Annotated in this window: 21 protein-coding genes and 2 riboswitches; of the genes, 3 read left to right on the top strand and 18 right to left on the bottom strand. The window is 68.7% G+C overall.

Features of this window, described 5'->3' with window-relative positions:
* Positions 1–23 precede the first annotated feature (23 nt).
* The 5 genes from AC2EBS_RS04900 to AC2EBS_RS04880 all read right to left on the bottom strand — a co-directional run bounded on the left by AC2EBS_RS04900 (position 24) and on the right by AC2EBS_RS04880 (position 7,428).
* The gene (locus AC2EBS_RS04900) at positions 24–1,415 is read right to left on the bottom strand and encodes an L-serine ammonia-lyase (protein ID WP_484727241.1); all 1,392 of its coding nucleotides are present in this window, start codon (positions 1,413–1,415) and stop codon (positions 24–26) included.
* A 123-nt stretch (positions 1,416–1,538) separates the two neighbouring features.
* The gene (gene gcvP, locus AC2EBS_RS04895) at positions 1,539–4,418 is read right to left on the bottom strand and encodes an aminomethyl-transferring glycine dehydrogenase (protein ID WP_484727240.1); all 2,880 of its coding nucleotides are present in this window, start codon (positions 4,416–4,418) and stop codon (positions 1,539–1,541) included.
* Positions 4,419–4,601: 183 nt separating this feature from the next.
* Positions 4,602–4,976 (bottom strand): glycine cleavage system protein GcvH, encoded by a 375-nt coding sequence (gene gcvH / locus AC2EBS_RS04890; protein WP_484727239.1) that lies wholly within the window; start codon positions 4,974–4,976, stop codon positions 4,602–4,604.
* A gap of 29 nt (positions 4,977–5,005) precedes the next feature.
* Positions 5,006–6,127 carry a glycine cleavage system aminomethyltransferase GcvT gene (gene gcvT, locus AC2EBS_RS04885; protein ID WP_484727238.1) on the bottom strand — a complete coding sequence of 374 codons (1,122 nt, stop codon included), beginning with the start codon at positions 6,125–6,127 and terminating at the stop codon, positions 5,006–5,008.
* Positions 6,128–6,179: 52 nt separating this feature from the next.
* Positions 6,180–6,288, bottom strand: a riboswitch (glycine riboswitch).
* A gap of 9 nt (positions 6,289–6,297) precedes the next feature.
* Positions 6,298–6,401: riboswitch (glycine riboswitch) on the bottom strand.
* A 37-nt stretch (positions 6,402–6,438) separates the two neighbouring features.
* Positions 6,439–7,428 (bottom strand): zinc-dependent alcohol dehydrogenase family protein, encoded by a 990-nt coding sequence (locus AC2EBS_RS04880; RefSeq protein WP_484727237.1) that lies wholly within the window; start codon positions 7,426–7,428, stop codon positions 6,439–6,441.
* Positions 7,429–7,566: 138 nt separating this feature from the next.
* Here AC2EBS_RS04880 and AC2EBS_RS04875 point away from each other — a divergent pair, with 138 nt between their 5' ends.
* From AC2EBS_RS04875 to ftsH, 3 genes are all read left to right on the top strand, one after another.
* A complete protein-coding gene (locus tag AC2EBS_RS04875) occupies positions 7,567–8,085 on the top strand; it encodes a CBS domain-containing protein (protein WP_484727236.1) in 519 nt (172 codons plus the stop codon).
* Positions 8,086–8,088: 3 nt separating this feature from the next.
* Entirely contained in the window at positions 8,089–8,733 is a 645-nt protein-coding gene (locus AC2EBS_RS04870) for a nitroreductase family protein (protein ID WP_484727235.1), read from the top strand.
* A 130-nt stretch (positions 8,734–8,863) separates the two neighbouring features.
* Positions 8,864–10,669, top strand: a complete 1,806-nt coding sequence (gene ftsH, locus AC2EBS_RS04865; RefSeq protein WP_484727568.1) for an ATP-dependent zinc metalloprotease FtsH — start codon at positions 8,864–8,866, stop codon at positions 10,667–10,669.
* A 429-nt stretch (positions 10,670–11,098) separates the two neighbouring features.
* Here ftsH and AC2EBS_RS04860 read toward each other — a convergent pair whose 3' ends face one another.
* The 13 genes from AC2EBS_RS04860 to mltG all read right to left on the bottom strand — a co-directional run bounded on the left by AC2EBS_RS04860 (position 11,099) and on the right by mltG (position 22,036).
* The gene (locus AC2EBS_RS04860; RefSeq protein ID WP_484727234.1) at positions 11,099–11,350 is read right to left on the bottom strand and encodes an acyl carrier protein; all 252 of its coding nucleotides are present in this window, start codon (positions 11,348–11,350) and stop codon (positions 11,099–11,101) included.
* On the bottom strand, positions 11,350–12,540 hold the full coding sequence (locus tag AC2EBS_RS04855) for a dihydrolipoamide acetyltransferase family protein (protein ID WP_484727233.1): 1,191 nt from the start codon (positions 12,538–12,540) through the stop codon (positions 11,350–11,352). Before AC2EBS_RS04855 ends, AC2EBS_RS04860 begins: the two co-directional genes overlap by 1 nt.
* The gene (locus AC2EBS_RS04850; protein ID WP_484727232.1) at positions 12,540–13,529 is read right to left on the bottom strand and encodes an alpha-ketoacid dehydrogenase subunit beta; all 990 of its coding nucleotides are present in this window, start codon (positions 13,527–13,529) and stop codon (positions 12,540–12,542) included. Before AC2EBS_RS04850 ends, AC2EBS_RS04855 begins: the two co-directional genes overlap by 1 nt.
* Entirely contained in the window at positions 13,526–14,506 is a 981-nt protein-coding gene (gene pdhA, locus AC2EBS_RS04845; protein ID WP_484727231.1) for a pyruvate dehydrogenase (acetyl-transferring) E1 component subunit alpha, read from the bottom strand. The genes AC2EBS_RS04850 and pdhA overlap by 4 nt, the downstream gene beginning before the upstream one ends.
* Positions 14,503–16,275 (bottom strand): acetate--CoA ligase, encoded by a 1,773-nt coding sequence (gene acsA, locus AC2EBS_RS04840; protein WP_484727230.1) that lies wholly within the window; start codon positions 16,273–16,275, stop codon positions 14,503–14,505. The genes pdhA and acsA overlap by 4 nt, the downstream gene beginning before the upstream one ends.
* Positions 16,276–16,286: 11 nt before the next feature.
* Positions 16,287–16,748: a universal stress protein gene (locus AC2EBS_RS04835; protein WP_484727229.1), complete on the bottom strand. Its 462-nt coding sequence runs from the start codon at positions 16,746–16,748 to the stop codon at positions 16,287–16,289.
* Between the two features lie 204 nt (positions 16,749–16,952).
* Positions 16,953–17,195, bottom strand: a complete 243-nt coding sequence (locus AC2EBS_RS04830) for a hypothetical protein (protein WP_484727228.1) — start codon at positions 17,193–17,195, stop codon at positions 16,953–16,955.
* Positions 17,196–17,370: 175 nt separating this feature from the next.
* Positions 17,371–18,048, bottom strand: a complete 678-nt coding sequence (locus AC2EBS_RS04825) for an ankyrin repeat domain-containing protein (protein ID WP_484727227.1) — start codon at positions 18,046–18,048, stop codon at positions 17,371–17,373.
* Positions 18,045–18,821 (bottom strand): TatD family hydrolase, encoded by a 777-nt coding sequence (locus tag AC2EBS_RS04820; RefSeq protein WP_484727226.1) that lies wholly within the window; start codon positions 18,819–18,821, stop codon positions 18,045–18,047. Before AC2EBS_RS04820 ends, AC2EBS_RS04825 begins: the two co-directional genes overlap by 4 nt.
* 47 nt (positions 18,822–18,868) lie before the next feature.
* A complete protein-coding gene (locus AC2EBS_RS04815; RefSeq protein ID WP_484727225.1) occupies positions 18,869–19,279 on the bottom strand; it encodes a PilZ domain-containing protein in 411 nt (136 codons plus the stop codon).
* Positions 19,280–19,359: 80 nt separating this feature from the next.
* Entirely contained in the window at positions 19,360–20,406 is a 1,047-nt protein-coding gene (holB, locus tag AC2EBS_RS04810) for a DNA polymerase III subunit delta' (RefSeq protein WP_484727224.1), read from the bottom strand.
* On the bottom strand, positions 20,400–21,020 hold the full coding sequence (tmk, locus tag AC2EBS_RS04805; RefSeq protein WP_484727223.1) for a dTMP kinase: 621 nt from the start codon (positions 21,018–21,020) through the stop codon (positions 20,400–20,402). The genes holB and tmk overlap by 7 nt, the downstream gene beginning before the upstream one ends.
* A gap of 32 nt (positions 21,021–21,052) precedes the next feature.
* Positions 21,053–22,036, bottom strand: a complete 984-nt coding sequence (gene mltG, locus AC2EBS_RS04800) for an endolytic transglycosylase MltG (protein WP_484727567.1) — start codon at positions 22,034–22,036, stop codon at positions 21,053–21,055.
* Positions 22,037–22,065: the final 29 nt, after the last annotated feature.

Here is a 22,065-nt window from a genome sequence, read left to right as displayed (position 1 = left end):
GCGCAGCCGCCGCGCGGGGCGGCTCAGCACTCGACGATGTTCACCGCCAGACCGCCACGCGCGGTCTCCTTGTACTTGCTCATCATGTCGGCACCAGTCTCGCGCATGGTCTTGATGACCTTGTCGAGGCTGACGTAGTGCGTGCCGTCGCCGCGCAGCGCCATGCGCGCGGCGTTGATCGCCTTGACCGAGGCGATGGCATTGCGCTCGATGCAGGGGATCTGCACCAGGCCGCCCACCGGGTCGCAGGTCAGGCCCAGGTGGTGCTCCATGCCGATCTCGGCGGCGTTCTCGACCTGCTCGGGCGTGCCGCCCATCACCGCGCACAGCGCGCCGGCCGCCATCGAGCAGGCCACGCCGACCTCGCCCTGGCAGCCGACCTCTGCGCCGGAGATCGAGGCGTTCTCCTTGTAGAGGACGCCGATGGCCGCGGCGGTGAGCAGGAAGTCGATCACGCCGTCTTCATTCGAGCCGTGCACGAAACGGCTGTAGTAGTGCAGCACCGCCGGCACGATGCCGGCCGCGCCATTGGTGGGCGCGGTGACGACGCGACCGCCGGCGGCGTTCTCTTCGTTGACGGCCAATGCATAGAGGTTGACCCAGTCCATCACCTGCAGCGGGTCTCTCAAGGCAGCTTCGGGGTTGCTGGTCAGGTCGTGGTAGAGCTGCGCGGCGCGGCGCTTGACCTTGAAACCGCCGGGCAAGGTGCCCTCACTGCGCAGGCCGCGCTGCACGCAGTCCTGCATGGTCTGCCAGATGCGCAGCAGGCCGGCGCGGGTCTGGTCGTCGCTGCGCCAGTGGCGCTCGTTGCGGCGCATCAGTTCGGCGATGCTTATGCCGTGCGTGCGCGTCAGCGCCAGCAGTTCGTCGCCGGTCTTGAAGGGGTAGGGCAGCACGGTGGCGTCCGGCGCGATCTGCTTCTGCTTCGTTCCGTCGGCCAGCACCTCCTCGCTGACGACGAAGCCGCCGCCCACCGAGTAGTAGACGCGCTCCTGAATCGCCTTGCCCTCGGCATCGAAGGCCGTGAAGCGCATGCCGTTGGCATGAAGCGGCAGGCTCTGGCGGCGGAAGAACACCAGGTCCTTGGCCTCGTCGAAGGCCAGCTCCCTTTCGCCCAGCAGCGCGAGGCGGCTGCCGCCGCGGATCGCGTCCAGATAGGCGGGGATCCGCTCGACATCCACCGTGTCCGGCTCATGCCCGGCCAGACCCAGCAGCACCGCCTTGTCGCTGCCGTGGCCCTTGCCGGTGGCGCCCAGCGAGCCGTAGAGCTGCGAGACGACGCGCGCCGTGCTGTCCAGCAGGCCTTCATGCTTGAGGCGCAGCGCAAAGAGGCGCGCCGCGCGCATCGGCCCGACGGTGTGCGAGCTCGACGGTCCGATGCCGATCTTGAAGAGGTCGAAGACGGAAACAGCCATGGCGAACAGTCCTTCCTGATGAGCAAGGGCACTGGCGCGAGACAGACCGCGACCGGGATCGCCGGCGCGCAGCTGTCGCAGATGCAAAAAGGGCCGGAATGACCGGCCCCAGAACTTGGCGACTTACTGGTAGTCGCTCACCGGCACGCAGGAGCAGAACAGATTGCGGTCGCCGTAGACATTGTCCACGCGGCCCACCGGCGACCAGTACTTCTGCCGGCGCAGCGAGGCCACCGGATAGGCGGCTTCTTCGCGCGTGTAGGCATGGGTCCACTCGGCTTTCAGCAGGCTCTCGGCCGTGTGCGGTGCGTTGAGCAGCGGGTTGTCCTCGCGCGGCCACTCGCCCTTCTCGACCTTGGCGATCTCGGCGCGGATCTGCAGCATCGCGTCGCAGAAGCGGTCCAGCTCGTGCTTGGATTCGCTCTCGGTGGGCTCGACCATCAGCGTGCCGGCTACGGGGAAGGACAGCGTCGGTGCGTGGAAGCCGTAGTCGATCAGGCGCTTGGCCACATCCTCGGCGCCGACGCCGGTGGCGTCCTTCAGCGGGCGCAGGTCGAGGATGCACTCGTGGGCCACGCCGCCGCCCTTGACGCCGGCGATGTTGCCGCTGAAGTGGATGTCATAGGCATCGGCCAGGCGCGCCGCGACATAGTTCGCCGACAGGATCGCCACTTCGGTGGCATCGGTCAGGCCTTCGGCACCCATCATGCGCACATACATCCACGAGATCGGCAGCACCGCGGCATTGCCCAGCGGTGCGGCCGAGACCGCGCCGATATTGGTCTTGCCGCCGATGCCGGCCGAGCGATGCGCCGGCAGGAAAGGCACCAGATCCTCGACCACGCAAACCGGGCCGACGCCCGGGCCGCCGCCGCCGTGCGGGATGCAGAAGGTCTTGTGCAGGTTCAGGTGCGAGACGTCGCCACCGAACTCGCCCGGTGCCGCGACGCCGACCAGCGCGTTCATGTTCGCGCCGTCCACATAGACGCGGCCGCCATGCTTCTTGACCAGCGCGCAGATCTCCTTCACATGGGTGTCGAACACGCCATAGGTGGAGGGGTAGGTGATCATGATCGCGGCCAGGTTGGCGGCATGCTGCTCGCACTTGGCCTGCAGGTCGGCGAGGTCGATATTGCCTTCCTTGTCGCACTTGGTCACGACGACCTGCATGCCCACCATATGCGCCGACGCCGGGTTGGTGCCATGGGCCGACTCGGGGATCAGGCAGATCTTGCGATGGCCTTCGCCGCGAGACTCATGCCAGGCCTTGATCGCCAGCAGGCCGGCGTATTCGCCTTGCGAGCCGGCATTGGGCTGCAGGCTGATACCGGCATAGCCGGTGGCCTGGCAGAGCCAGCCGGTGAGTTGCTCGTTGAGCAGCTCATAACCCTTGAGCTGCTCGCGCGGCGCGAAGGGGTGCACCTGCGCGAACTCCGGCCAGGTGATGGGGATCATCTCGCTGGTGGCGTTGAGCTTCATCGTGCAGGAGCCCAGCGGGATCATGCTGCGGTCCAGCGCCAGGTCCTTGTCGGCCAGGCTGCGCAGATAGCGCAGCATCTCGGTCTCGGAGTGGTAGCGATTGAAGACCGGGTGGCTCAGGTACTTGCTGCTGCGCACCAGCTCGGCCGGGATCAACGGTGCAATGCCGTTCTCGAAGGCCGAAAGATCGGTCGTCACGCCGAACACCGTCAGGATGGCGGCCAGGTCGGCGCGCGTGGTGGTCTCGTCCAGCGAGATCGACACGCTCTCGGCAGAGGCGCGGCGGAAGTTCATGCCGGCGGCCAGCGCCTTGGCGATGATGGCCTCGGTCTGCGCGCCGGTCTTGATCTCCAGCGTGTCGAAGGCGAAGGCATTGGCCTTCTGCGCACCCAGCGCCTTGGCCAGGATGGCGGTGTAGCTGGCCACGCGCAGCGCGATGCGCTTCAGGCCTTCGGGGCCGTGGTAGACCGCGTACATGCTGGCGACGACCGCCGGCAGCACCTGGGCCGTGCAGATATTGGACGTGGCCTTCTCGCGGCGGATGTGCTGTTCACGGGTCTGCAGCGCCAGGCGGTAGGCCGGGTTGCCGTGCGAATCCACCGAGACACCCACCAGGCGGCCGGGCAGGCTGCGCTTGAACTCGTCCTTGCAGGCCATGTAGGCGGCATGCGGGCCGCCATTGCCCATGGGCATGCCGAAGCGCTGGGTGGTACCGACGGCGATGTCGGCGCCTTGCTCGCCCGGCGCCTTCAGCAGCGTCAGCGCGAGCAGGTCGGCAGCGACGATCAGCAGGCCGCCCTGGCCATGCACCGCGTCGGCGATGGGCTGCAGCGCGCGCACCTCGCCGTTGACACCGGGGTATTGCACCAGCGCTGCGAAGCATTCGCCGCTCTTGCCAGCGTCGGCTGCCGGACCGACCTGCACCGTGATGCCCAGCGGCTCGGCGCGAGTGCGGATCACTTCCAGCGTCTGCGGCAGCACATCGTCGGCGACGAAGAAATTCAGGCTCTTGCTCTTGCCGACGCGCGCGGCCAGCGTCATCGCCTCGGCGGCGGCGGTGGCTTCGTCCAGCATCGACGCATTGGCGATGGCCAGGCCGGTCAGGTCGGTGACCATGGTCTGGAAGTTCACCAGCGCCTCCATGCGGCCCTGCGAGATCTCGGCCTGGTAGGGCGTGTAGGCGGTGTACCAGGCGGGGTTCTCGAGGATGTTGCGCAGGATGACGCCCGGCGTATGCGTGCCGTAGTAGCCCTGGCCGATATAGCTCTTCAGCACCTGGTTCTGTGCGGCGATGGCCTTCAGCTCGGCCAGCGCCTGCGCCTCGGTGACGGCCGGCGGCAGCTGCATGCCCTGCGCGCGCTTGATGGATGCGGGCACCACGGCCTCGATCAGCGCGCGGCGCGAAGCCTGGCCGATCACGGAGAGCATCGCCGCTTCATCGGTGGCATCCGGGCCGATGTGGCGGGCTTGGAATTCAGCGGCGTTCTCGAGTTCGCCCAGGGGCTTCAGCGCAGACATCAACATGGCAAAAATCTCTCTATCTCAGTGTTCGGCGGGCCAAGTGCCGGGCCGGGTGCCGGGCCGCCCCAAGCCGGCCCGCGAGGTGATGCAGGTGGCTCCATGCCGCCAGCATCGCCGTCCCCTCGGGGGACCGCCCAGCCGTGCCCGCGTTCAGCGTGGCAGCCTGGGCGAGGGGCTTACGTCACTTCAGCTGTTCTTGACCAGCTCGTCGTAGGCGGTGCTGTCCATCAGCGCATCCAGCTCGGCCGGGTTGGCCAGCTTGACCTTGAAGAACCAGCCGGCCTTGAGCGGGTCGGTGTTGGCCAGCGAGGGGTCGTTGCGCAGATCTTCGTTGACGGCGGTGATCTCGCCCGTCACCGGCATGTAGACGTCGGCAGCGGCCTTGACCGACTCGACCACGCCGGCCACGTCCTTGGCGGCATAGCTCTTGCCGACTTCGGGCAGGTCCACGAAGACCACGTCGCCCAGCGCGTCCTGCGCGTGGACGGTGATGCCCACGGTGACGCTGCCGTCGGCTTCGATCTGGACCCACTCGTGGTCGGGCGTGTACTTGATGGTCATGGTCGGGCTCCGTTGAAGTTGAGTAGGGGTCAGCCGCGGTAGTAGCGGTTCGGGGTGAAGGGGGTGGCGCTGACGGTCATCGGGGTGCGCTTGTCGCGCACGATGGCGAAGACCTCGGTGCCGAGTGCGGCATGGCTGCTCTGCAGATAGGCCAGCGCCACCGGCTTGCCGACGGTCGGGCCCAGCGTGCCGCTGGTGACGATGCCGACTTCGGTGCCGTTGGCGTCGACGATCTTCGACCCCTCGCGCACCGGCATGCGCTCGCTGCTGAGCAGACCGACGCGCTTGCGCGCTGCGCCATGGGCCAGCTGCTGTTCGATCACTGCCGCGCCCGGATAGCCGCCGGCGCGTGCGCCACCCGGGCGACGCACCTTCTGGATCGCCCAGGTGAGGGCGGCTTCGACCGGGGTGGTCGTCGTGTCGATATCGTGGCCGTAGAGGCACAGGCCGGCTTCCAGGCGCAGCGAATCGCGCGCACCCAGGCCGATGGGCTTCACTTCCGGCTGGGCCAGCAGCTTGCGCGCCAGCGCCACCGCCTGGTCCTGGTGCACCGAGATCTCGAAGCCGTCCTCGCCGGTGTAGCCCGAGCGGGTCAGGAAGGTGGGGATGCCGTCGAGCTCGAAGAAGCCGCCGGTCATGAAGGTCAGCTTGGCGACCTCGGGGTTCAGCCGCGCCAGCGCCTCGACCGCCTGCGGCCCCTGCAGCGCCAGCAGCGCCTGCTCGGGCAAGGGGATCACCTCGCACTGGCCGGCGAGGTGTTTCTGCATATGGGCGATGTCCTGCACCTTGCAGCCGGCGTTGACGACGACGAAGAGGTCGTCCGGGCGGCGGCAGATCATCAGGTCGTCGAGGATGCCACCGGCCTCATTGGTGAACATCGCATAGCGCTGCTTGAACACGCCCAGGTCGACCACGTCGACCGGCACCAGCGATTCCATCGCGGCGGCAGCACCGGCGCCGACCAGGCGCACCTGGCCCATGTGCGAAACGTCGAACAGGCCGGCCGCGGCGCGGGTGTGCTTGTGCTCGGCCATGATGCCGGCGGGGTACTGCACGGGCATGTCATAGCCGCCGAAGGGCACCATCTTGGCGCCGAGTTCGACGTGCAGCGCGTGCAGAGGGGTCTTGAGGAGAACTTCGCTGGCGGACATTTGGGAAAGCTCCGAGGGCATCTTGTGGCCCACTCCCAGAAGGAGTGGGGGATATGCCCTCGCTGTCCGCTTTACCTGAGAGATTGGCCGCTGGCAGATCGCCAAGAGCTTGCCCCTTCGGTGGACGGGCTCGGGGCCCGCCTCTCTCCAGTGAGGAACGCCGGGTTATCGGCGTCTTGTCAGTCCTTTTGCCTGAGCGTTCGCAGCTTGGGATCACCGGTGCCACTGCGCCTTCGGCGGCTCCTCTATCGGAGCTCTCTCCTGACCGCGCGCATTGTAGCCATGCTTTGCCAGACTGGGACGAAAGCGCTTCAGGGTAGCAGCACCGCCGCGCCCTGCAGCCGTCCGCTGCGCAGGTCGGCCAGCGCTTCGTTGGCCTGCTCCAGCGGGTAGCGCGTCGTCTCGACCCGCAAGGGCAGGGTAGCGGCCAGCGCGAGGAACTCGTGCGCGTCGGCGCGGGTGAGGTTGGCCACCGACACAAGCTGGCGTTCCTCCCACAGCAGCTTGTAGGCGAAGGCGGGGATCTCGCTCATGTGGATGCCGCCGCAGACCACGCGGCCGCCCTTGCGCACCGCCTGCAGCGCCAGCGGCACCAGCGCGCCGACCGGCGCGAAGATGATCGCCGCATCCAGCGGCTCGGGCGGCGGTTGGTCGGAGTCGCCGGCCCACAACACGCCCAGGCGCCGCGCGAACTCCTGCGCCTCATGGTCGCCGGCGCGCGTGAAGGCATAGACCTTGCGGCCCTGATGGATGGCCACCTGTGCGATCAGGTGCGCGGCGGCGCCGAAGCCGTAGAGGCCCAGCACCTGCGCCTCGTCGCCGGCCAGCTTCAGCGCGCGCCAGCCGATCAGCCCGGCGCAAAGCAGGGGAGCGAGCTGCACAGCGTCCTGGTCATCGGGCAGCGGCAGGCAGAAGGCCGCCTCGGCCAGCACATGGCTGGCAAAGCCGCCGTCGCGGCCATGGCCGGTGAACAGCGGCGTGTCGCAGAGGTTCTCGTGCCCGTCGGCGCAGTAGCGGCAGTGGCCGCAGGTGTGCGCCAGCCAGGGCACGCCGACGCGCTGGCCGAGTTTCCAGCCGGCGTCGACACCCGGCCCCAGAGCATCGATGCGGCCGACGATCTCGTGGCCGGGTACCAGCGGCAGCCTGGGCAGCGGCAGGTCGCCATCGACCACATGCAGGTCGGTGCGGCAGACCGCGCAGGCCTCGATGCGCAGGCGCAGCTCGCCCGGGCCGGGCTGCGGATCGGGGCGCTGCTCCAAGCGCAAGGCGTCGCCGGGGGCATGCAGGACCATCGCACGCATCGCTGAGTTCCTCCCTGGTCTGGACCCCACGATGGTGCCCGCGTGCCATCGGCCTCTCTTGATCCAGGGCAATTTGGCGTCACGGTCGGCCGCTAAGCTTGCGCGCATCCAGAACACAAGCATGAGGAGGTGCGGACCATGACAGTAGCAAGCATCTGCAAGCGCGAGATCGTCACGCTGGACGCGGGCGCCAGCCTGCGCGACGCGGCCCTGGCGATGCGCGCCGAACATGTGGGCAGCCTAGTCGTCACGCAGCTGATCGGCGGGGCCGAGCAGGCCATCGGCGTGGTGACCGACCGCGACCTGGTCGTCGACGCGCTGGCGCTGGATCTCGATCCGCAGCGCACGACCGTCGGCCAGCTGGCCAAGCGGCACCTGAGCGCGGTGCCTGGCAATGCCAGCCTGGGCGAGGCGGTGGAGATCATGCGCGAGGCCGGCGTGCGCCGCCTGCTCGTCACCGAGGGTGATGGCCGCATCGTCGGCATCGTCAGCTTCGACGATGTGCTGGAGGCGCTGGCCGGGCAGATCAGCGGCCTGGCCGGTGCGGTACGCAGCGGCATCGCCCGCGAGGGCGTGGAGCGGCCGGCGGCGCCGAAGTCGCATCCGGTCTTCCTGGCGCATGGCACGCCGGGCATGCAGCAGCCGATGAGGGTTTGAACCATGACGAACGCACTGACGAAACTGGTGCTTGGCGCGATGGGCGCGATGCGCCCGGCTCCGGCCAAGGGCGCGAGTCCGGCCACCCGCGTGCTGCCGGCGCCGCAGCGCAGCGGCGGCATGCCGCTGATGGAGGCGTTGGACAAGCGCCGCTCCTCGCGCAGCTACCGGCCTGACGCCTTGAGCGAGCAGCAGCTCGCCGACATGCTCTGGGCCGCCACCGGACAGAACCGCAGCGGCGGCGGGCGTACCGCGCCCTCGGCGCTGAATGCGCAGGAGATCGAGCTGATCGTCGCGCTGCCCGAGGGCGCCTACCGCTACGAGCCGGCCAGCCACCATCTGGAGCTGCTCGCCGCGGCGGACCTGCGCCGCGTCAGCGGCTATCAGGACTTCGTCGACGAAGCGCCGCTGGACCTGATCTTCGTGGCCAACCACGACAAGCTGAAGATGGTGCCGGCCGCGCAACGCTCGGCCTTTGCGCATGTCGCCGCCGGCGCGATCGCGCAGAACGTCTATCTGTGGGCGGCCAGCGCCGGGCTGGCGACGGTGATCCGCGCCTGGATAGACCGCGAGGCCATCGCCAGCGCGCTGGGTCTGGCGCACGACCACGAGGTGCTGCTGTCGCAGACGGTGGGCTTCGAGAAATAGCCAGGAAGGCAGCGGCAGCATGGTAGGGACGGGCAAGGACGGCAACGGCGGCGGCAAGCGGGATCTCGGCGCAGGCGGTGACGGCGGCGGCGTGCGCAAGAGCTGGACGCACTGGGCCTCGCTGCTGGCGATGCTGCTCGCGCTGTGGCTGCTGCGCGACCTGATGCTGCAGCAGGGCGCGGTGGCGACGATTCCCTACAGCGAGTTCCACGCCCTGCTGAAGGACGGCAAGATCGCCGAGGTCACCGTCAGCGAACGGCTGGTCAACGGCAAGCTCAAGGTCGCCGATGCGCAGGGCAAGACCAGCGTGGTCGCGGTGCGTGTGGAGCCGGCCATCGCCGAGGAACTCGACAAGTACGGCGTGCCCTACAGCCGCGCGCTGGAGTCGGACTGGTTCTCGCAACTGCTGTCGTGGATCGCGCCGACGGCGATCTTCATCGGCTTCTGGTACTGGATGAACAAGCGCCTGCTCAGCGGCAAGGGCGCCGGTGGCGGCGGCATGGGCGGGCTGCTCGGCATCGGCCAGAGCCATGCCAAGACCTATGTGGAGCAGAGCACCGGCGTGCGCTTCGAGGACGTGGCCGGCGTGGACGAGGCCAAGGCCGAACTACAGGAGATCGTCGACTTCCTGAAGAACCCCAAGGAGCATGGCCGCCTGGGTGCGCGCGTGCCCAAGGGCGTGTTGCTGATGGGCCCCACCGGCACCGGCAAGACGCTGCTGGCGCGTGCGGTGGCCGGCGAGGCGGGCGTGCCCTTCTTCTCGATCAGCGGCTCGGAGTTCATCGAGATGTTCGTCGGCGTCGGCGCGGCGCGCGTGCGCGACCTCTTCGAGCAGGCCCGCGCCAAGGCGCCGGCGATCATCTTCATCGACGAGCTCGACGCTTTGGGCAAGACGCGCGGCGCCTCGTCGCTGATCGGCGGGCACGACGAGCGCGAGCAGACCCTGAACCAGCTGCTCGTCGAGCTCGACGGCTTCGATCCGCGCGTCGGCGTGGTGCTGCTGGCCGCGACCAACCGGCCCGAGACGCTGGACCCGGCGCTGCTGCGCGCCGGCCGCTTCGACCGCCAGGTGCTGGTGGACCGGCCGGACCGCAAGGGGCGGCTCGACATTCTTAAGGTGCATGTGAAGAAGATCCGCGTGGCAGCCGGTGTCGACCTGGATCAGGTGGCCGCGATCACCGTAGGCTTCGCCGGCGCGGACCTGGCGAATCTGGTCAACGAAGCGGCGCTGGTCGCCACGCGGCGCAAGGCCGAGGCGGTGAACCTCGACGACTTCACCGCGGCGCTGGAGCGCATCGTCGCCGGCATCGAGAAGAAGCATCGCATCCTCAGCGCCGATGAGAAGAAGCTCGTCGCCTACCACGAGCTGGGCCATGCGCTGACCGCGCTGGCGCTGCCGGGCAGCGACGAGGTGCATAAGGTCTCGATCGTGCCGCATGGCATCGGCGCTCTGGGCTACACGCTGCAGCGCCCCAGCGAGGACCGCCATGTGCTGAAGCGCAGCGAGCTGCTGGTGAAGATGAGCGTGCTGCTGGGCGGGCGCGCGGCCGAGCATCTGGTCTTCGGCGAACCGTCGACCGGCGCCGCCGACGACCTGGCCCGCGCCACCGATATGGCGCGCGACATGGTGCAGCGCTATGGCATGGACAAGAAGCTGGGGCCGGTGGCCTATGCCGAGCGTGCGCCGGCCTTCCTGGTCAACGATGGCGCGGCGTCGCTGCGCTCGGAGTACACCAGCCCGGAGACCGCCGAGCGCATCGACGAGGCGGTGCGTCAGCTGCTGCAGGAAGCGCTGCAGCGTTCGCGCGACGTGCTTCACGACAATCGCGAGATCCTCGATCGGGCGGCCGAGGCGCTGATGGCGCAGGAGACGCTCGACGAGCAGGAATTGCGCAAGCTGGCCGAGGGGCTGAAGAGGGTGGGGCGTGTCGAGTAGTTCGGCGTCTGAGCTTGCCTTCGTGGGCGCGCCGGGGCGGAGGCGCTGGCCGGCTGCTACGGGTCACGCTCGCGGTCGACCATCGAGCGGATCGACCTGGGCCTCATCAACACGAGCCTGCCCTTGCAGGGAGCCAGGACACCGCGAAAAAGCCCCTGCGCATCCGGCCAGCACCTCCACCCCGCGACACACCGCGCGCTCCCAAGTGGCGGCATGCCACCTGTGGTGCGGGGGTAGGTGGTTCGGGCAGGCGGGCGCAGGGGCCATTCGCGGTGTCCTGACTGGTGGCCAGCCTGGTCGGTGTTGATGAGGTGCGGGTGGCAGGGCTCGGTGGTCGACCGCGAGCGTGACCCTGAGAACGCCTGCCCGAACCGCCTGCCCCACACTCGGTCGACGCAGGCCGGTCCAAGAAGACGCGCAGCGAACAAGCTAGCCCAGCTTCGCGACCAGATAGTCCAGCAGCTTGTCCAGCCCATCCACCTTGGCGTAATCCGCCTCCGGGACGTCCACACCGAGCTGCTCATGCAGCGCGACCAGCAGGTTGAGGAAATCGTAGGAGTCGAGGTCCAACTGCTCGCGCAATGACCCGGCAGGATCAAGCTGTGTGAAGTCAGCCTCGGGCGCAAGCTCGAGAACCGCGGCAATCACGGTCTGGCGCAGGGTCTCGCGGTCCATGCTCATCACAGCAGCTCCTCGGGGCGGGCCAGCCGCGCACGCAACGCAGCCAGGAAACGTGCGCCGAGCATGCCGTCACTGGCGCGATGGTCGGCGGCCAGGCTGGCGGTCAGCGTGCGCGCCACCACCAGCTGACCATCGCGCACCCAGGGTCGCTGCGCGACGCTGCCCAGACCGACCAGCGCCACCTGCGGCGGGTAGATCACGCCCAGCACGCTGTCGCAGCCCAGATCGCCGAGATTGCTCACCGTGATCGTCGAGTCGGCCAGGTCCGAGCTGCGCAGCTGGCCCTTGCGCGCGCGGGTCAGCGCCTCGTTCAGCGACTTCATCAGCTCGGACAGAGCCAGCTTGTCGGCCTCGTGCACCGTGGGCACGACCAGGCCACCGCTGCGCAGCGAGGTGACCACGCCCAGATTGATCTGCGCGGCCGGCTCGAAACGGCCGTCGACCCAACGGCCGTTGAGCGCCGGGAACTCGCGCAGCGCCAGCGCGATCGCGCGCAAGGCCAGTGCGGCAAAAAGCACGCGCTCGGTCACCGGCCGCTCGGTATTGAAGCGCTCCAGCCAGGCGGACGCAGCCTCGATCTCGATCTCGCTGCTCAGGTAGTAGTGCGGGATCTCGCGCTTGGACTTGCTCATCGCCGCGGCGATGGCGGCGCGCATCGCTTCGGCGGGGGAGTTGGCCGGGGCAGGGCTTGCTGCCGCGGGTGCAGAGCCGGCCGCGCCGTCCACGTCGGCCAGCGATACCGCCCGGCCGCCCAGCTTTGCCGCCAATGCCGCGATGTCCACACCCAACTCGGTCGCTCGTTTTCGTGCAGCTGGCGAGATGCGGGCGCGGCTAGTATTCGCCGCCGCGGCCGGGGCTGCGGTGCTCGATGCCGCGGCTGCAGCCTGGCTTGTTGCATCAGCCGGCGCACGTGCCGGCACGGCCTCGCCGGATAGCGCCTGCCAGTCCTCGCCCTCTTCGGCGATCAGCGCCAGCGGCGCGCCCACCGGCAGACGTTCGCCTGGTGCGGCGATCAGCCGGGCGACGATGCCTTCGTCCCAGACCTCCACATCGATCGCACCCTTCTGCGTCTCCACCACGGCGGCGATCTGGCTGCGCGTCACCTTGTCGCCCGGCTTGACGTTCCACTGCACGAAGACCGCGTCGTCCATGTCGGCGCCGAAGGAGGGCAGTTTCAGGGTCTTGCTCATCAGCTATCGCTCCCTCCGGCCACCAGTTGCCGTGCCGCCGCGACGATGCGCGACACATTGGGCAGGGCGGCATCCTCGATGTGCTTGGCATACGGTATCGGCAGCTCGGCAGTGCAGACGCGCATCGGCGGCGCATCCAGCTCGTAGAAGCTGCGCTCGGCGATGCCGGCCAGCAGCTCGGCGCCCAGGCCGCAGGTCTGCCAGCTCTCGTCGACCACCAGCACGCGGCGCGTCTTCGCCACCGTGGCGCTGATCGCTGCAGTATCGAGCGGGCGCAGCACGCGCAGATCCAGCACCTCGGCCGAGATGCCATCGGCCGCCAGCTGCTCGGCGGCGGCCAGGCAGCGCGGCAGCGAGCCGCCGTGGGTGATCAGGCTCAGGTCGCCGCCTTCACGGCGCACGGCGGCGCGGCTGATGTCCACCGGCGCAGGCTCGCCGTCCAGATCGCCTTCGGCGTTGAGCAGGAGGGCGTGCTCGAAGATCACCACCGGGTCCGGCGACTGCAGCGCGGCCAGCAGCATGCCGCGGGCGTCGTCCAGCGTGGCCGGGGCCAGCACGCGCAGGCCTGGCACATGGGCGTACCAGACCTCCAGGCTGTGCGAATGCTGCGCGGCGAGTTGGCGGCCGGCGCCGGTGCTCATGCGTATCACCACCGGCACGCCGACCTGGCCGCCGGACATGTGGCGCAGCGTGGCGGCGTTGTTGACGATCTGGTCCAGCGCCAGCAGGCTGAAGTTCACCGTCATCACCTCGACGATGGGCCGCATGCCGTTGATCGCCGCGCCGATCGCGCAGCCGACGAAACCGGATTCGGACAGCGGCGTGTCGCGCACGCGCGCCTCGCCGAACTCCTCCAGCAGGCCCTTGCTGACCGCATAGCTGCCGCCGTAGCGGCCCACGTCCTCGCCGAGCAGGAATACGCGCGGGTCGTTCGTCAGCGCATGGCGCAGGCCCTGGCGCAGCGCTTCGCGGTAGCTGCTGCGGCTCATGATTGCGCCTCCGCCACAACATGCCTGAGCATGTCGTCCACCGGCTCCAGCGTGCCGGCGTCGGCGAAGGCCACTGCATCGGCGATCTCGGCGGCGATCTCGCGCTCCAGCGCGGCGATGTCGGGCGCGATGCCCAGCGATTCGGCGTGCCGGATCAGCGCCTGGATCGGACAGTGCTGCTTCCACTGCTCGACCTCGGCCTTGCTGCGGTAGAGCTCGGCGTCGTACATCGAGTGCGCGCGGAAGCGGTAGGTGCGGTACTCGACGAACACCGGCCCTTTGCCGGCGCGGACATGTGCCAGCGCGTCGCGCGTGGCGCCGCGCACCGCCTGCACATTCATGCCATCCACGCTGAGCGCATGGATGCCGTAGCTGCGCGCCTTGACACACAGATCGGTCTGCGATTCGGAGCGCTCCAGCGCGGTGCCCATCGCATAGCGATTGTTCTCGCACAGCAGCAGCAAGGGCAGGCGCCACAGCGCGGCGAGGTTGGCGCTCTCGTGGAATTCGCCTTCGGCGATCGCGCCTTCGCCGAAGAAGCAGGCCGCGACATTGCTGCTGCCGCGCATCTGCTCGGCCAGCGCGAAACCCACTGCCATCGGCAGCGCGCCGGCGACGATGGCATTGCCGCCGTAGAAGCGCTTGGACGTGTCGAACAGATGCATGGACCCGCCGCGGCCGCCGCTGCAGCCCTCGCGCTTGCCGAACATCTCGGCCATCACTGCGCGCATCGAAACACCGCGCAGCAGCGCATGGCCGTGTTCGCGGTAAGTGCACAGTAGGCTGTCGTCGGCACCGAGGAGCGGAATGGCGCCGGTGGCCACTGCCTCCTCGCCGATGTAGAGGTGCAGGAAGCCGCGGATCTTGCCCTCGCCATAGAGTTCGGCGCAGCGCTCCTCGAAGCGCCGGATGCGCAGCATCTGGTGCAGCATCTCGCGAGCCTCGGCGGCGCTGAGCGGCGTGCCCGGGCTGCTCATCGCGGTTGCTCCAGCGTCGAGGTGTCGCCTTCGGGCAGACCCAGCTCGCGGGCGCGCAGCAGGCGGCGCATGATCTTGCCGCTGCGCGTCTTCGGCAGGTTGTCGGTGAAGGAGATTTCCTTGGGTGCGACGGCTGCGCCCAGGCGCTGGCGCGCGAAGCCGAGCAGCTCGCGCTTGAGCGCCTCGCTGGCCTCGACGCCAGGCTTGAGCGCAACGAAGGCCTTGACGATCTCGCCGATCACCGGCTCGGGCTTGCCGATCACGCCAGCCTCGTGCACGGCAGGGTGCTCCATCAGCGCGGACTCGACCTCGAAGGGGCCGATCAGATGGCCCGAGGACTTGATCATGTCGTCGGCGCGGCCGACGAACCAGTAGTAGCCATCGGCATCGCGGCGGGCCAGGTCGCCGCTGAGGTACCAGTCGCCGACGAAGCACTTCTTGTAGCGCGCTTCCTCGTTCAGATAGGCGCGGAACATCGAGGGCCAGCCGACTTTCAGCGCCAGCTCGCCCTCGACATCGGGCTCGGTGATCTCGCTGACCGTGCCGTCCTCATGGCGACGCAGCACTGCGGCCGTGATGCCCGGCATCGGTTTGCCCATCGAGCCGGGGCGGATGTCCATGCAGGCGTAGTTGGCGATCATGATGCCGCCGGTCTCGGTCTGCCACCAGTTGTCGTGGATAGGCAGGCCGAAGGCCTCGACGCCCCAGCGCACCGCCTGCGGATTCAGCGGCTCGCCGACGCTGGCGATGAAGCGCAGGGCAGAGTGGGCATGCGCCTGCGCGGCGGCGGCGCCGGCACGCATCATCATGCGCACGGCCGTCGGCGCGGTGTACCAGACGCTGACCTGCTCCTGCTCCAGCAGCGTGTACCAGCGCTCGGCCTCGAACTCGGCTTCGTCGACCAACAGCGTGACGCCCAGCGCCAGCGGCGCGAGGACGCCGTAGGAGGTGCCGGTCACCCAGCCGGGATCGGCCGTGCACCAGTAGACGTCGTTGTCGTGCAGGTCCAGCGCGAGCCGGCCGGTGGCCACATGGGCGACGATGGCGCCGTGCACATGCTGCGCGCCCTTGGGCTTGCCGGTGGTGCCGCTGGTGAAATGGAGCAGCGACGGCGTCTCGGCATCGGTGGGCTGGATGCGGTAGTCGGCGCTCGCGGCATCGAGCAAGGCCTGCAGGTCGAGCGTGTCTTCGGGCAGCGGCTGTTCGTCGTCGCGCACGAGCAGCACCTGCTGCAGGGTCTGCAGCGTGGGCCGCATCGCGGCGATCTTCTTGCGGTACAGCGAGCTGGTGGTGACCAGCAGCCGGCACTGGCCGATCTCCATGCGCGTCGCAATGGGCTCGGGGCCGAAGGCGGAGAACAGCGGCGTGACTACGCAACGCGCCTTGAGCGCGCCGAGCATCGCGACGTGCAGCTCGGGGATGCGGCCGCTGAGCAGGAAAACATGGTCGCCTGGCTGCAGGCCAAGGCCTTCCAGCACATTGGCGAAGCGGTTGGTCAGCGCAGCCAGCTCGGCATAGCTGATGCTGCGGCTGCGGTCGGCGGTCTTGCCACGCCAGCGCAGCGCGGTCTTGTCGCCATGGCCGAGGCGCAGCTGGCGATCGAGGGCGATGTCGGCGATGTTGATGCCGCAGCTCGAAGGTGGCGATTCGAGCTCGCGGCGTATTGCCTGCCAGTCGAAGTCGCGCCGTGCTTCGACATAGTCAGCCATGTTCGGCGCCACTGCCGAAGCGGCCGGCGTCTTGCGGATCACTTCGTCGGGGGCGGCCATGGCGCTTGTCCTCAGGCGGCTGGCGCTTGGTACTTGATCATCAGTACCGGCACCGGTGCTTCTCGCAGCACCAGTTCCGCGTCACTGCCCAGCAGCGCGCGGCTGAAGCCGCGCCGGCCGTGCGTGCCGATGACGATCAGCTGGCATTTCTGCGCGACAGCCTGTTCGACGATGACATCGGCGACTCTGCGGCCGATCGCCTCGGACTGCACGGTCTCGACCGCGACGTTGGATAGGCGCGCCTTGTGCGTGGCCTTGGCCAGCGTGTCCTCGCCATACTTGCGCAGTAGCTCCAGGGTTTGCTGGTAGCCGGGCGTCACGGCCATTTCGCCGTAGAGCGGGAAGTCGTCCAGCACATGCAGCACGCAAAGCGTCGCGCTTTGGTCAGCGGCCAGCTTGAGGGCTTCGCCAAGCGCGTGATCGGCGGTCGCGCTGCCGTCGATGGGAACGAGGATTCGTTGGTAGACAGACATGGTCAGGGCTCCAAGCTGGCCGGCTGCATCGCTGCACGTACTGCTTGAAAGCGTTGGCCTGGCCGGCACGTCAGGCGAGCAGATTCTGCGATGCCGGGGCGTGGCGGTCTTGATGCAAGTCAGCTAAACCATGTCATTCCGGTGGTTCACATAATACACATTGTCGATATTATGTGAGGCCGCGATGACGCCAACGATGCGGGCTCAATCGTCCAGACGCTCGTCTTCGTCGATGCTGGCGTCGACCAGTGCGTCGTAGGCATCCTGGTCGAGATCGCTGCTGATGGCGGCGTTGGATCTGCGCACGGCGATCAGCGGCTTGTCCAGTGGGCGGCACACGCGACGCTGCAGCCGCTTCAGGCGATCCGAGGCCTCGACTTCGCGGGTGATGCGCTCCGGATCGAGCAACATCGCAAAGGGATTTTCGGCGTGGTACAGATGGCGCATGTCAGTGGCTCCTTGCCGCTTGAAACGGTACGAGTCCACTGTAGGCCGGCAGCCCTTGTGGCTGAAGTCGGCCTGAGACCAAGCATTGCGTTGCTGCTGTCGGCCGCAAGCTTGTCAGTCGGATTCCTACGCCGCTGCTGCGGGCGCCAGGCAATTCGGCGCGGTCGCCGCCGGCTCAGCGACGTTTGTTGCCAGCCAGCATTGCGGCAAGCTCGTCGCGGCCGGCGCGGCGGGCGAACTCCGCCGCATCCAACCCGCGCTCATTGCGCAGGGTGCGATCGGCACCGGCCTTGAGCAGCACCGAGACGCTGTCGATCTGGCCATAGCCCGCCGCCATCATCAGCGCCGTCGTGCCGTTGGGCGAAGCCGCATTCACCTCGGCACCCTGCGCGAGCAACCACGACACCAAGGCAGGCGTCGGGCCAGCGGCGGCATAGTGCAATGGATTCCAGCCGCCCTCGTTGATCAGAGCACCACGCCTGACCAGTTCCTGCGCCCAGTCGAGCCGGCCCTTGATTGCGGCCAGCATCAGCGGCGTTTCGCCGTCCTGGTTCACCGCATTGACATCCAACGCCGGGTACAGAAGCAGCGTCTGAACCGCGGAGTTCGCATCGTTCTTCAAGGCCAGATGCAGGGCGGTCTGGCGCTTGTCGTTGCGCGTATTCGGGTCCACGCCCCTCAACATCAACACCATCAGATGACGACCGTTGTCATTGCTCGCTGCGTGCAGCAACTCCTGCTCGGCTGGTCCTGCGTGAGCGCACAGGCTGGTCAGCATGCTGCCCACCAGCAAGCAGACACCCAGCTGCTTAAGCATCGCCGTCCGCCTGTGCTTGACCGCCGGGTTTTTCATGACATGCGAAACAGTCGTCGGCAGTTCGCGCTGGTGATTTCGCCGACAGCTTCGACGCTCAGGCCGCGCAGCTCGGCCAGGCAGGCCGCCACATGCGGCACATAGGCTGGGCTGTTGGTCTTGCCGCGGTAAGGTACAGGAGCGAGATAGGGGCTGTCGGTCTCGATGAGGATGCGTTCCAGCGGCAGCGCCAGCGCCACATCGCGGATGGTTTGCGCGTTCTTGAAGGTGAGGATGCCGGAGAAGGAGACGTAGAAGCCTAGTTCGACCGCCGCCTGCGCCACCGCCAGGTCTTCGGTGAAGCAATGGAACACACCGCCGGCCTGCTCGCCGCCCTCTTCCTTCAGCAGCTGCAGCGTATCTGCCGCGCTGCTGCGCGTGTGGATCACCAGCGGCTTGGCAGCCAGCTTGGCCGCGCGGATATGGGTGCGGAAGCGCTCGCGCTGCCACTCCATGTCGGCGACGCTGCGGCCGTTGAGCCTGTAGTAGTCCAGCCCGGTCTCGCCGATGGCCAGCACCTTGGGATGTGCGGCAGCGGCGACCAACTCGTCGATCGTCGGCTCGTGGACATCCTCGTTGTCCGGATGCACGCCCACCGTCGCCCAGAGCTGCTGATGGCCCTCGGCCAGCGCGCGCACCTGGGGAAACTCTTCCATCGTCGTGCAGATGCATAGCGCGGCTTCGACATGTGCGGCCTGCATGGCCTCCAGCTGCTGAGGCAGGCTGGCGGCGAGCTCGGGGAAGCTCAGGTGGCAGTGGGAATCGATGAACATGTTTGGAATGGAAAACGCATCACCGGGCCAGACGCCCGGCGGCTCGGTCAGATCGTCTGCGTGGGCTTGGCCGACGAGATCGTCGTACCCAGCAGTTCCTCGATCTTCAGCTTGATCTGGCGGGTCTTCTCGTCCACCGGGAAGCGCACCCCGACGCCCTGTGTGCGGCCACCCGAGGCATTGGGTGGCGTGATCCAGCCCACCTTGCCAGCCACTGGATAGCGCGCCGGATCGTCGGGCAGCTGCAGCAGCAGATAGATGTCCTCGCCCAGGCGGTAGTCGCGGTTGGTCGGCACGAACAGGCCACCTTCAGCGAACAGCGGAATGTAGGCGGCATAGAGCGCCGTCTTGTCGCGAAAGACCAGCTGGATGACGCTGGGGCGCGCGCCGGCCGAAGCCGTGGCCGGCACGGCGCCGACCAACGCGGCGGCCTGTGATTTGGCGGGCAACTCGCTCATGGTGGCAGGCAGTGTAGCGAAAGGCTCAAGCCCCCTGCCGGCACAAATGCCCGGTCAAGCCGGCTCAATCACATCTGGTTTCAGCTCGGCCGGCGCGCTGCGGCGGCGGCGCCACGCGGGCTGGCCTGCTGCAGCGCCTGCTCCCCCTGCAGCACCAGCGACTCGAGCAGCAGGCCGGCGTTGAGCGGATGGTCTTCGTGCCGGGCCGCCTGCTGCAAAGCACGCGACCAGGCCAGCAGCGGCTCGGCGCTGGCCGGGGTCGGCAGGCTTTCGACCGCAAAGTAGCTGGGCGCCGTGCCATGCGCGCGGCGCAGCAGGTCGTGGCAGAGGCGCTGCAACGCGTCGATGGCACGCGGCACCGGCCAGTCGCTGACCGCGGCGAACTCGCCGCGCGCAATGCGTGCCGGCAGCTGCAGCCAGCTGGCGGCCTTCAGCCCGTCCTGATGCCACTCCAGCGCCTGCTGCGGACGGCCGCCGGCGGCCTGCAGCAGCACCTCGGCCTGCTCGACGCCCTGCTCCTTCAGCCAGGCCAGCGCGGCGGCTTGCGCCGGCAGCGCCAGCGGCAGCGGCTGGCAGCGGCTGCGTATCGTCGGCAGCAGGCTCTGCGGCGCGCTGCAGGAAAGCACGAAGCGCAGCTGGCCGGCCGGCTCCTCCAGCGTCTTCAGCAGCGCATTCGCGGCCACGGTGTTCAACGCCTCGGCCGGATGCAGCAGCACGACCTTGGCGCGGCCGCGGGCCGAGGTGGCCTGCGCGAAGGCCAGCATCTGGCGGATCGCGTCGACCTTGATCTCGCGGCTGGGCTTGGTCTTGCTCTCCTTCGCCGTGGCGCCCTCTCCTTCGTCGGCGTCCCAGCCCAGCGCTTCGCGCAGCGCCTCGGGCAACAGCAGATGGAAGTCTGGGTGCGTATGCGACTGGAACAGATGGCAGCTGGCGCAGCGCCCACAGGCCTGGCCCCCGTCGAGCGGGGACTCGCACAGCCAGGACTGCGCCAGCAGCAGGCCCAGCTCGAACTGGCCCACGCCCTGCGGCCCCTGCACCAGCAGCGCATGCGAGCGGCCGGTGGCCAGGGCCAGGCGCAGCGGCTCGGCCAGCCAGGGCAGCGGCAGGCGACCTTCGGCAGCTACCATCCGCGCGCCTCCAGCACCGCGTCGATCTGCGCTGCCACCTGCTCGACGCTCAGGCTGGCGTCGATGCGCGCGAAGCGCTGCGGTGCTGCCGCAGCGCGGGCGGCGTAGCCGGCACGCACGCGCTCGAAAAAGTCCAGGTCCTGCTGCTCGAAGCGGTCGGCCTCGCGCGCGGCGGCGCGGCGCTGTGCAGCCATCTCGGCCGGGAGGTCGAACCACAGCGTCAGGTCCGGCTGCCGGCCCTTTTGCACCCACTGCTCCAGCGTGCCGAGCACCGCCAGGTCCATGCCGCGGCCGAAGCCCTGGTAAGCGAAGGTGGCATCGGTGAAGCGGTCGCAAACGACGGTCTTGCCGGCGGCCAGCGCCGGTTCGATGACTTTCAGCAGATGGTCGCGGCGGCCGGCGAAGACCAGCAGCGCCTCGGTCAGGCCGTCCATCGCGGCATGCAGGAACAGCCCGCGCAGGGCCTCGGCCAGCTCGGTGCCGCCGGGTTCGCGGGTGCTGACCACCTCGGCGCCGCGCGCGGTGAAGCGCTCGATCAGGCGCTGGATGTGGGTGGACTTGCCGGCACCGTCGATGCCTTCGAAGCTGATGAAACGGGGGGCGTGGCTGCTCAAGAGACTGGGTTCGCGGCGGACCGGCTGAGCGTTCAGCGGCCGCGCTGGTATTGGTTGACCGCGCGATTATGCGCGGCGAGGTCCTCGCTGAACTGGCTGCTGCCGTCGCCGCGGGCGACGAAGTACAGCGCGCGACTGTCGGCGGGGTTCAGCGCCGCTTGCAGCGAGGCCGCGCCCGGCATCGCGATCGGCGTCGGCGGCAGGCCGCGGCGGGTGTAGGTGTTGAACGGCGTGTCGGTCTGCAGGTCGCGCTTGCGCAGATTGCCGTCGAAGGCCTCGCCCATACCGTAGATCACCGTCGGGTCGGTCTGCAGCGGCATGCCGATGCGCAGGCGGTTGACGAACACCGCCGACACCAGTGGCCGGTCGGCCGGCGTGCCGGTCTCCTTCTCGACGATGGAGGCCAGGATCAGCGCCTCGTCGGCGTTCTTCAGCGGCAGCCCCTCGGCGCGCGCGGCCCAGGCCCTGTCGAGCTGGCGCTGCATCGCCGCATAGGCGCGCTTCAGCACCGTGAGGTCGCTGACGCCACGGCTGTAGGCATAGGTATCGGGGAAGAAGCGGCCCTCGGCGGCAACGCCGGGCGCACCCAACGCAGCCATGATCTCGGCCTCGCTCATCGCGGCGGTCTGTTGCTTCAGCGCCGGCGCCTTGGCCAGCGCGATACGGAACTGGCGGAAGGTCCAGCCTTCGATCAGGCGTACCTGCTCCAGCACCTCGTCGCCGCGCACCATCTTGTCGAGCAGGCTGCGAGGCGTGATGCCAGCATGCGCCTCGTAGCTGCCGGCGCGGATCTGCCGCGCCTGGCCTGACCAGCGGAACCAGTGATAGAGCAGCCGGGCATCGGTCTGCACGCCGGCAGCCACCCAGGCCTGGGCCACCTCGCGCGGCGAGGTGCCGGGCTCGATGGACAGCTCCACCGTCGCTGCCGCCAGCGGCAGCGGTCGCTGCAGCCACCACCAGGCTGCCGCCGCAGCGGTACCGGCGAGCAGCAGCGCAGCGAGCAGCAGGCCGAACAGGGCCTTGGCGAACCAGGACAGGCGGCCTT

The organism is Roseateles sp. T103 (assembly GCF_057219915.1).
Note: the sequence above shows the minus strand (reverse complement) of the source record. Positions and strands in the feature narration are given on the sequence as shown.

What these genes read in the sequence shown, in the direction of transcription:
- AC2EBS_RS04900 (WP_484727241.1), bottom strand. Translation starts at nt 1,415, where the DNA reads ATGGCTGTTTCCGTCTTCGACCTCTTCAAGATCGGCATCGGACCGTCG.
- gcvP (WP_484727240.1), bottom strand. Translation starts at nt 4,418, where the DNA reads ATGTTGATGTCTGCGCTGAAGCCCCTGGGCGAACTCGAGAACGCCGCT.
- gcvH (WP_484727239.1), bottom strand. Translation starts at nt 4,976, where the DNA reads ATGACCATCAAGTACACGCCCGACCACGAGTGGGTCCAGATCGAAGCC.
- gcvT (WP_484727238.1), bottom strand. Translation starts at nt 6,127, where the DNA reads ATGTCCGCCAGCGAAGTTCTCCTCAAGACCCCTCTGCACGCGCTGCAC.
- AC2EBS_RS04880 (WP_484727237.1), bottom strand. Translation starts at nt 7,428, where the DNA reads ATGCGTGCGATGGTCCTGCATGCCCCCGGCGACGCCTTGCGCTTGGAG.
- AC2EBS_RS04875 (WP_484727236.1), top strand. Translation starts at nt 7,567, where the DNA reads ATGACAGTAGCAAGCATCTGCAAGCGCGAGATCGTCACGCTGGACGCG.
- AC2EBS_RS04870 (WP_484727235.1), top strand. Translation starts at nt 8,089, where the DNA reads ATGACGAACGCACTGACGAAACTGGTGCTTGGCGCGATGGGCGCGATG.
- ftsH (WP_484727568.1), top strand. Translation starts at nt 8,864, where the DNA reads ATGCTGCTCGCGCTGTGGCTGCTGCGCGACCTGATGCTGCAGCAGGGC.
- AC2EBS_RS04860 (WP_484727234.1), bottom strand. Translation starts at nt 11,350, where the DNA reads ATGAGCATGGACCGCGAGACCCTGCGCCAGACCGTGATTGCCGCGGTT.
- AC2EBS_RS04855 (WP_484727233.1), bottom strand. Translation starts at nt 12,540, where the DNA reads ATGAGCAAGACCCTGAAACTGCCCTCCTTCGGCGCCGACATGGACGAC.
- AC2EBS_RS04850 (WP_484727232.1), bottom strand. Translation starts at nt 13,529, where the DNA reads ATGAGCCGCAGCAGCTACCGCGAAGCGCTGCGCCAGGGCCTGCGCCAT.
- pdhA (WP_484727231.1), bottom strand. Translation starts at nt 14,506, where the DNA reads ATGAGCAGCCCGGGCACGCCGCTCAGCGCCGCCGAGGCTCGCGAGATG.
- acsA (WP_484727230.1), bottom strand. Translation starts at nt 16,275, where the DNA reads ATGGCCGCCCCCGACGAAGTGATCCGCAAGACGCCGGCCGCTTCGGCA.
- AC2EBS_RS04835 (WP_484727229.1), bottom strand. Translation starts at nt 16,748, where the DNA reads ATGTCTGTCTACCAACGAATCCTCGTTCCCATCGACGGCAGCGCGACC.
- AC2EBS_RS04830 (WP_484727228.1), bottom strand. Translation starts at nt 17,195, where the DNA reads ATGCGCCATCTGTACCACGCCGAAAATCCCTTTGCGATGTTGCTCGAT.
- AC2EBS_RS04825 (WP_484727227.1), bottom strand. Translation starts at nt 18,048, where the DNA reads ATGAAAAACCCGGCGGTCAAGCACAGGCGGACGGCGATGCTTAAGCAG.
- AC2EBS_RS04820 (WP_484727226.1), bottom strand. Translation starts at nt 18,821, where the DNA reads ATGTTCATCGATTCCCACTGCCACCTGAGCTTCCCCGAGCTCGCCGCC.
- AC2EBS_RS04815 (WP_484727225.1), bottom strand. Translation starts at nt 19,279, where the DNA reads ATGAGCGAGTTGCCCGCCAAATCACAGGCCGCCGCGTTGGTCGGCGCC.
- holB (WP_484727224.1), bottom strand. Translation starts at nt 20,406, where the DNA reads ATGGTAGCTGCCGAAGGTCGCCTGCCGCTGCCCTGGCTGGCCGAGCCG.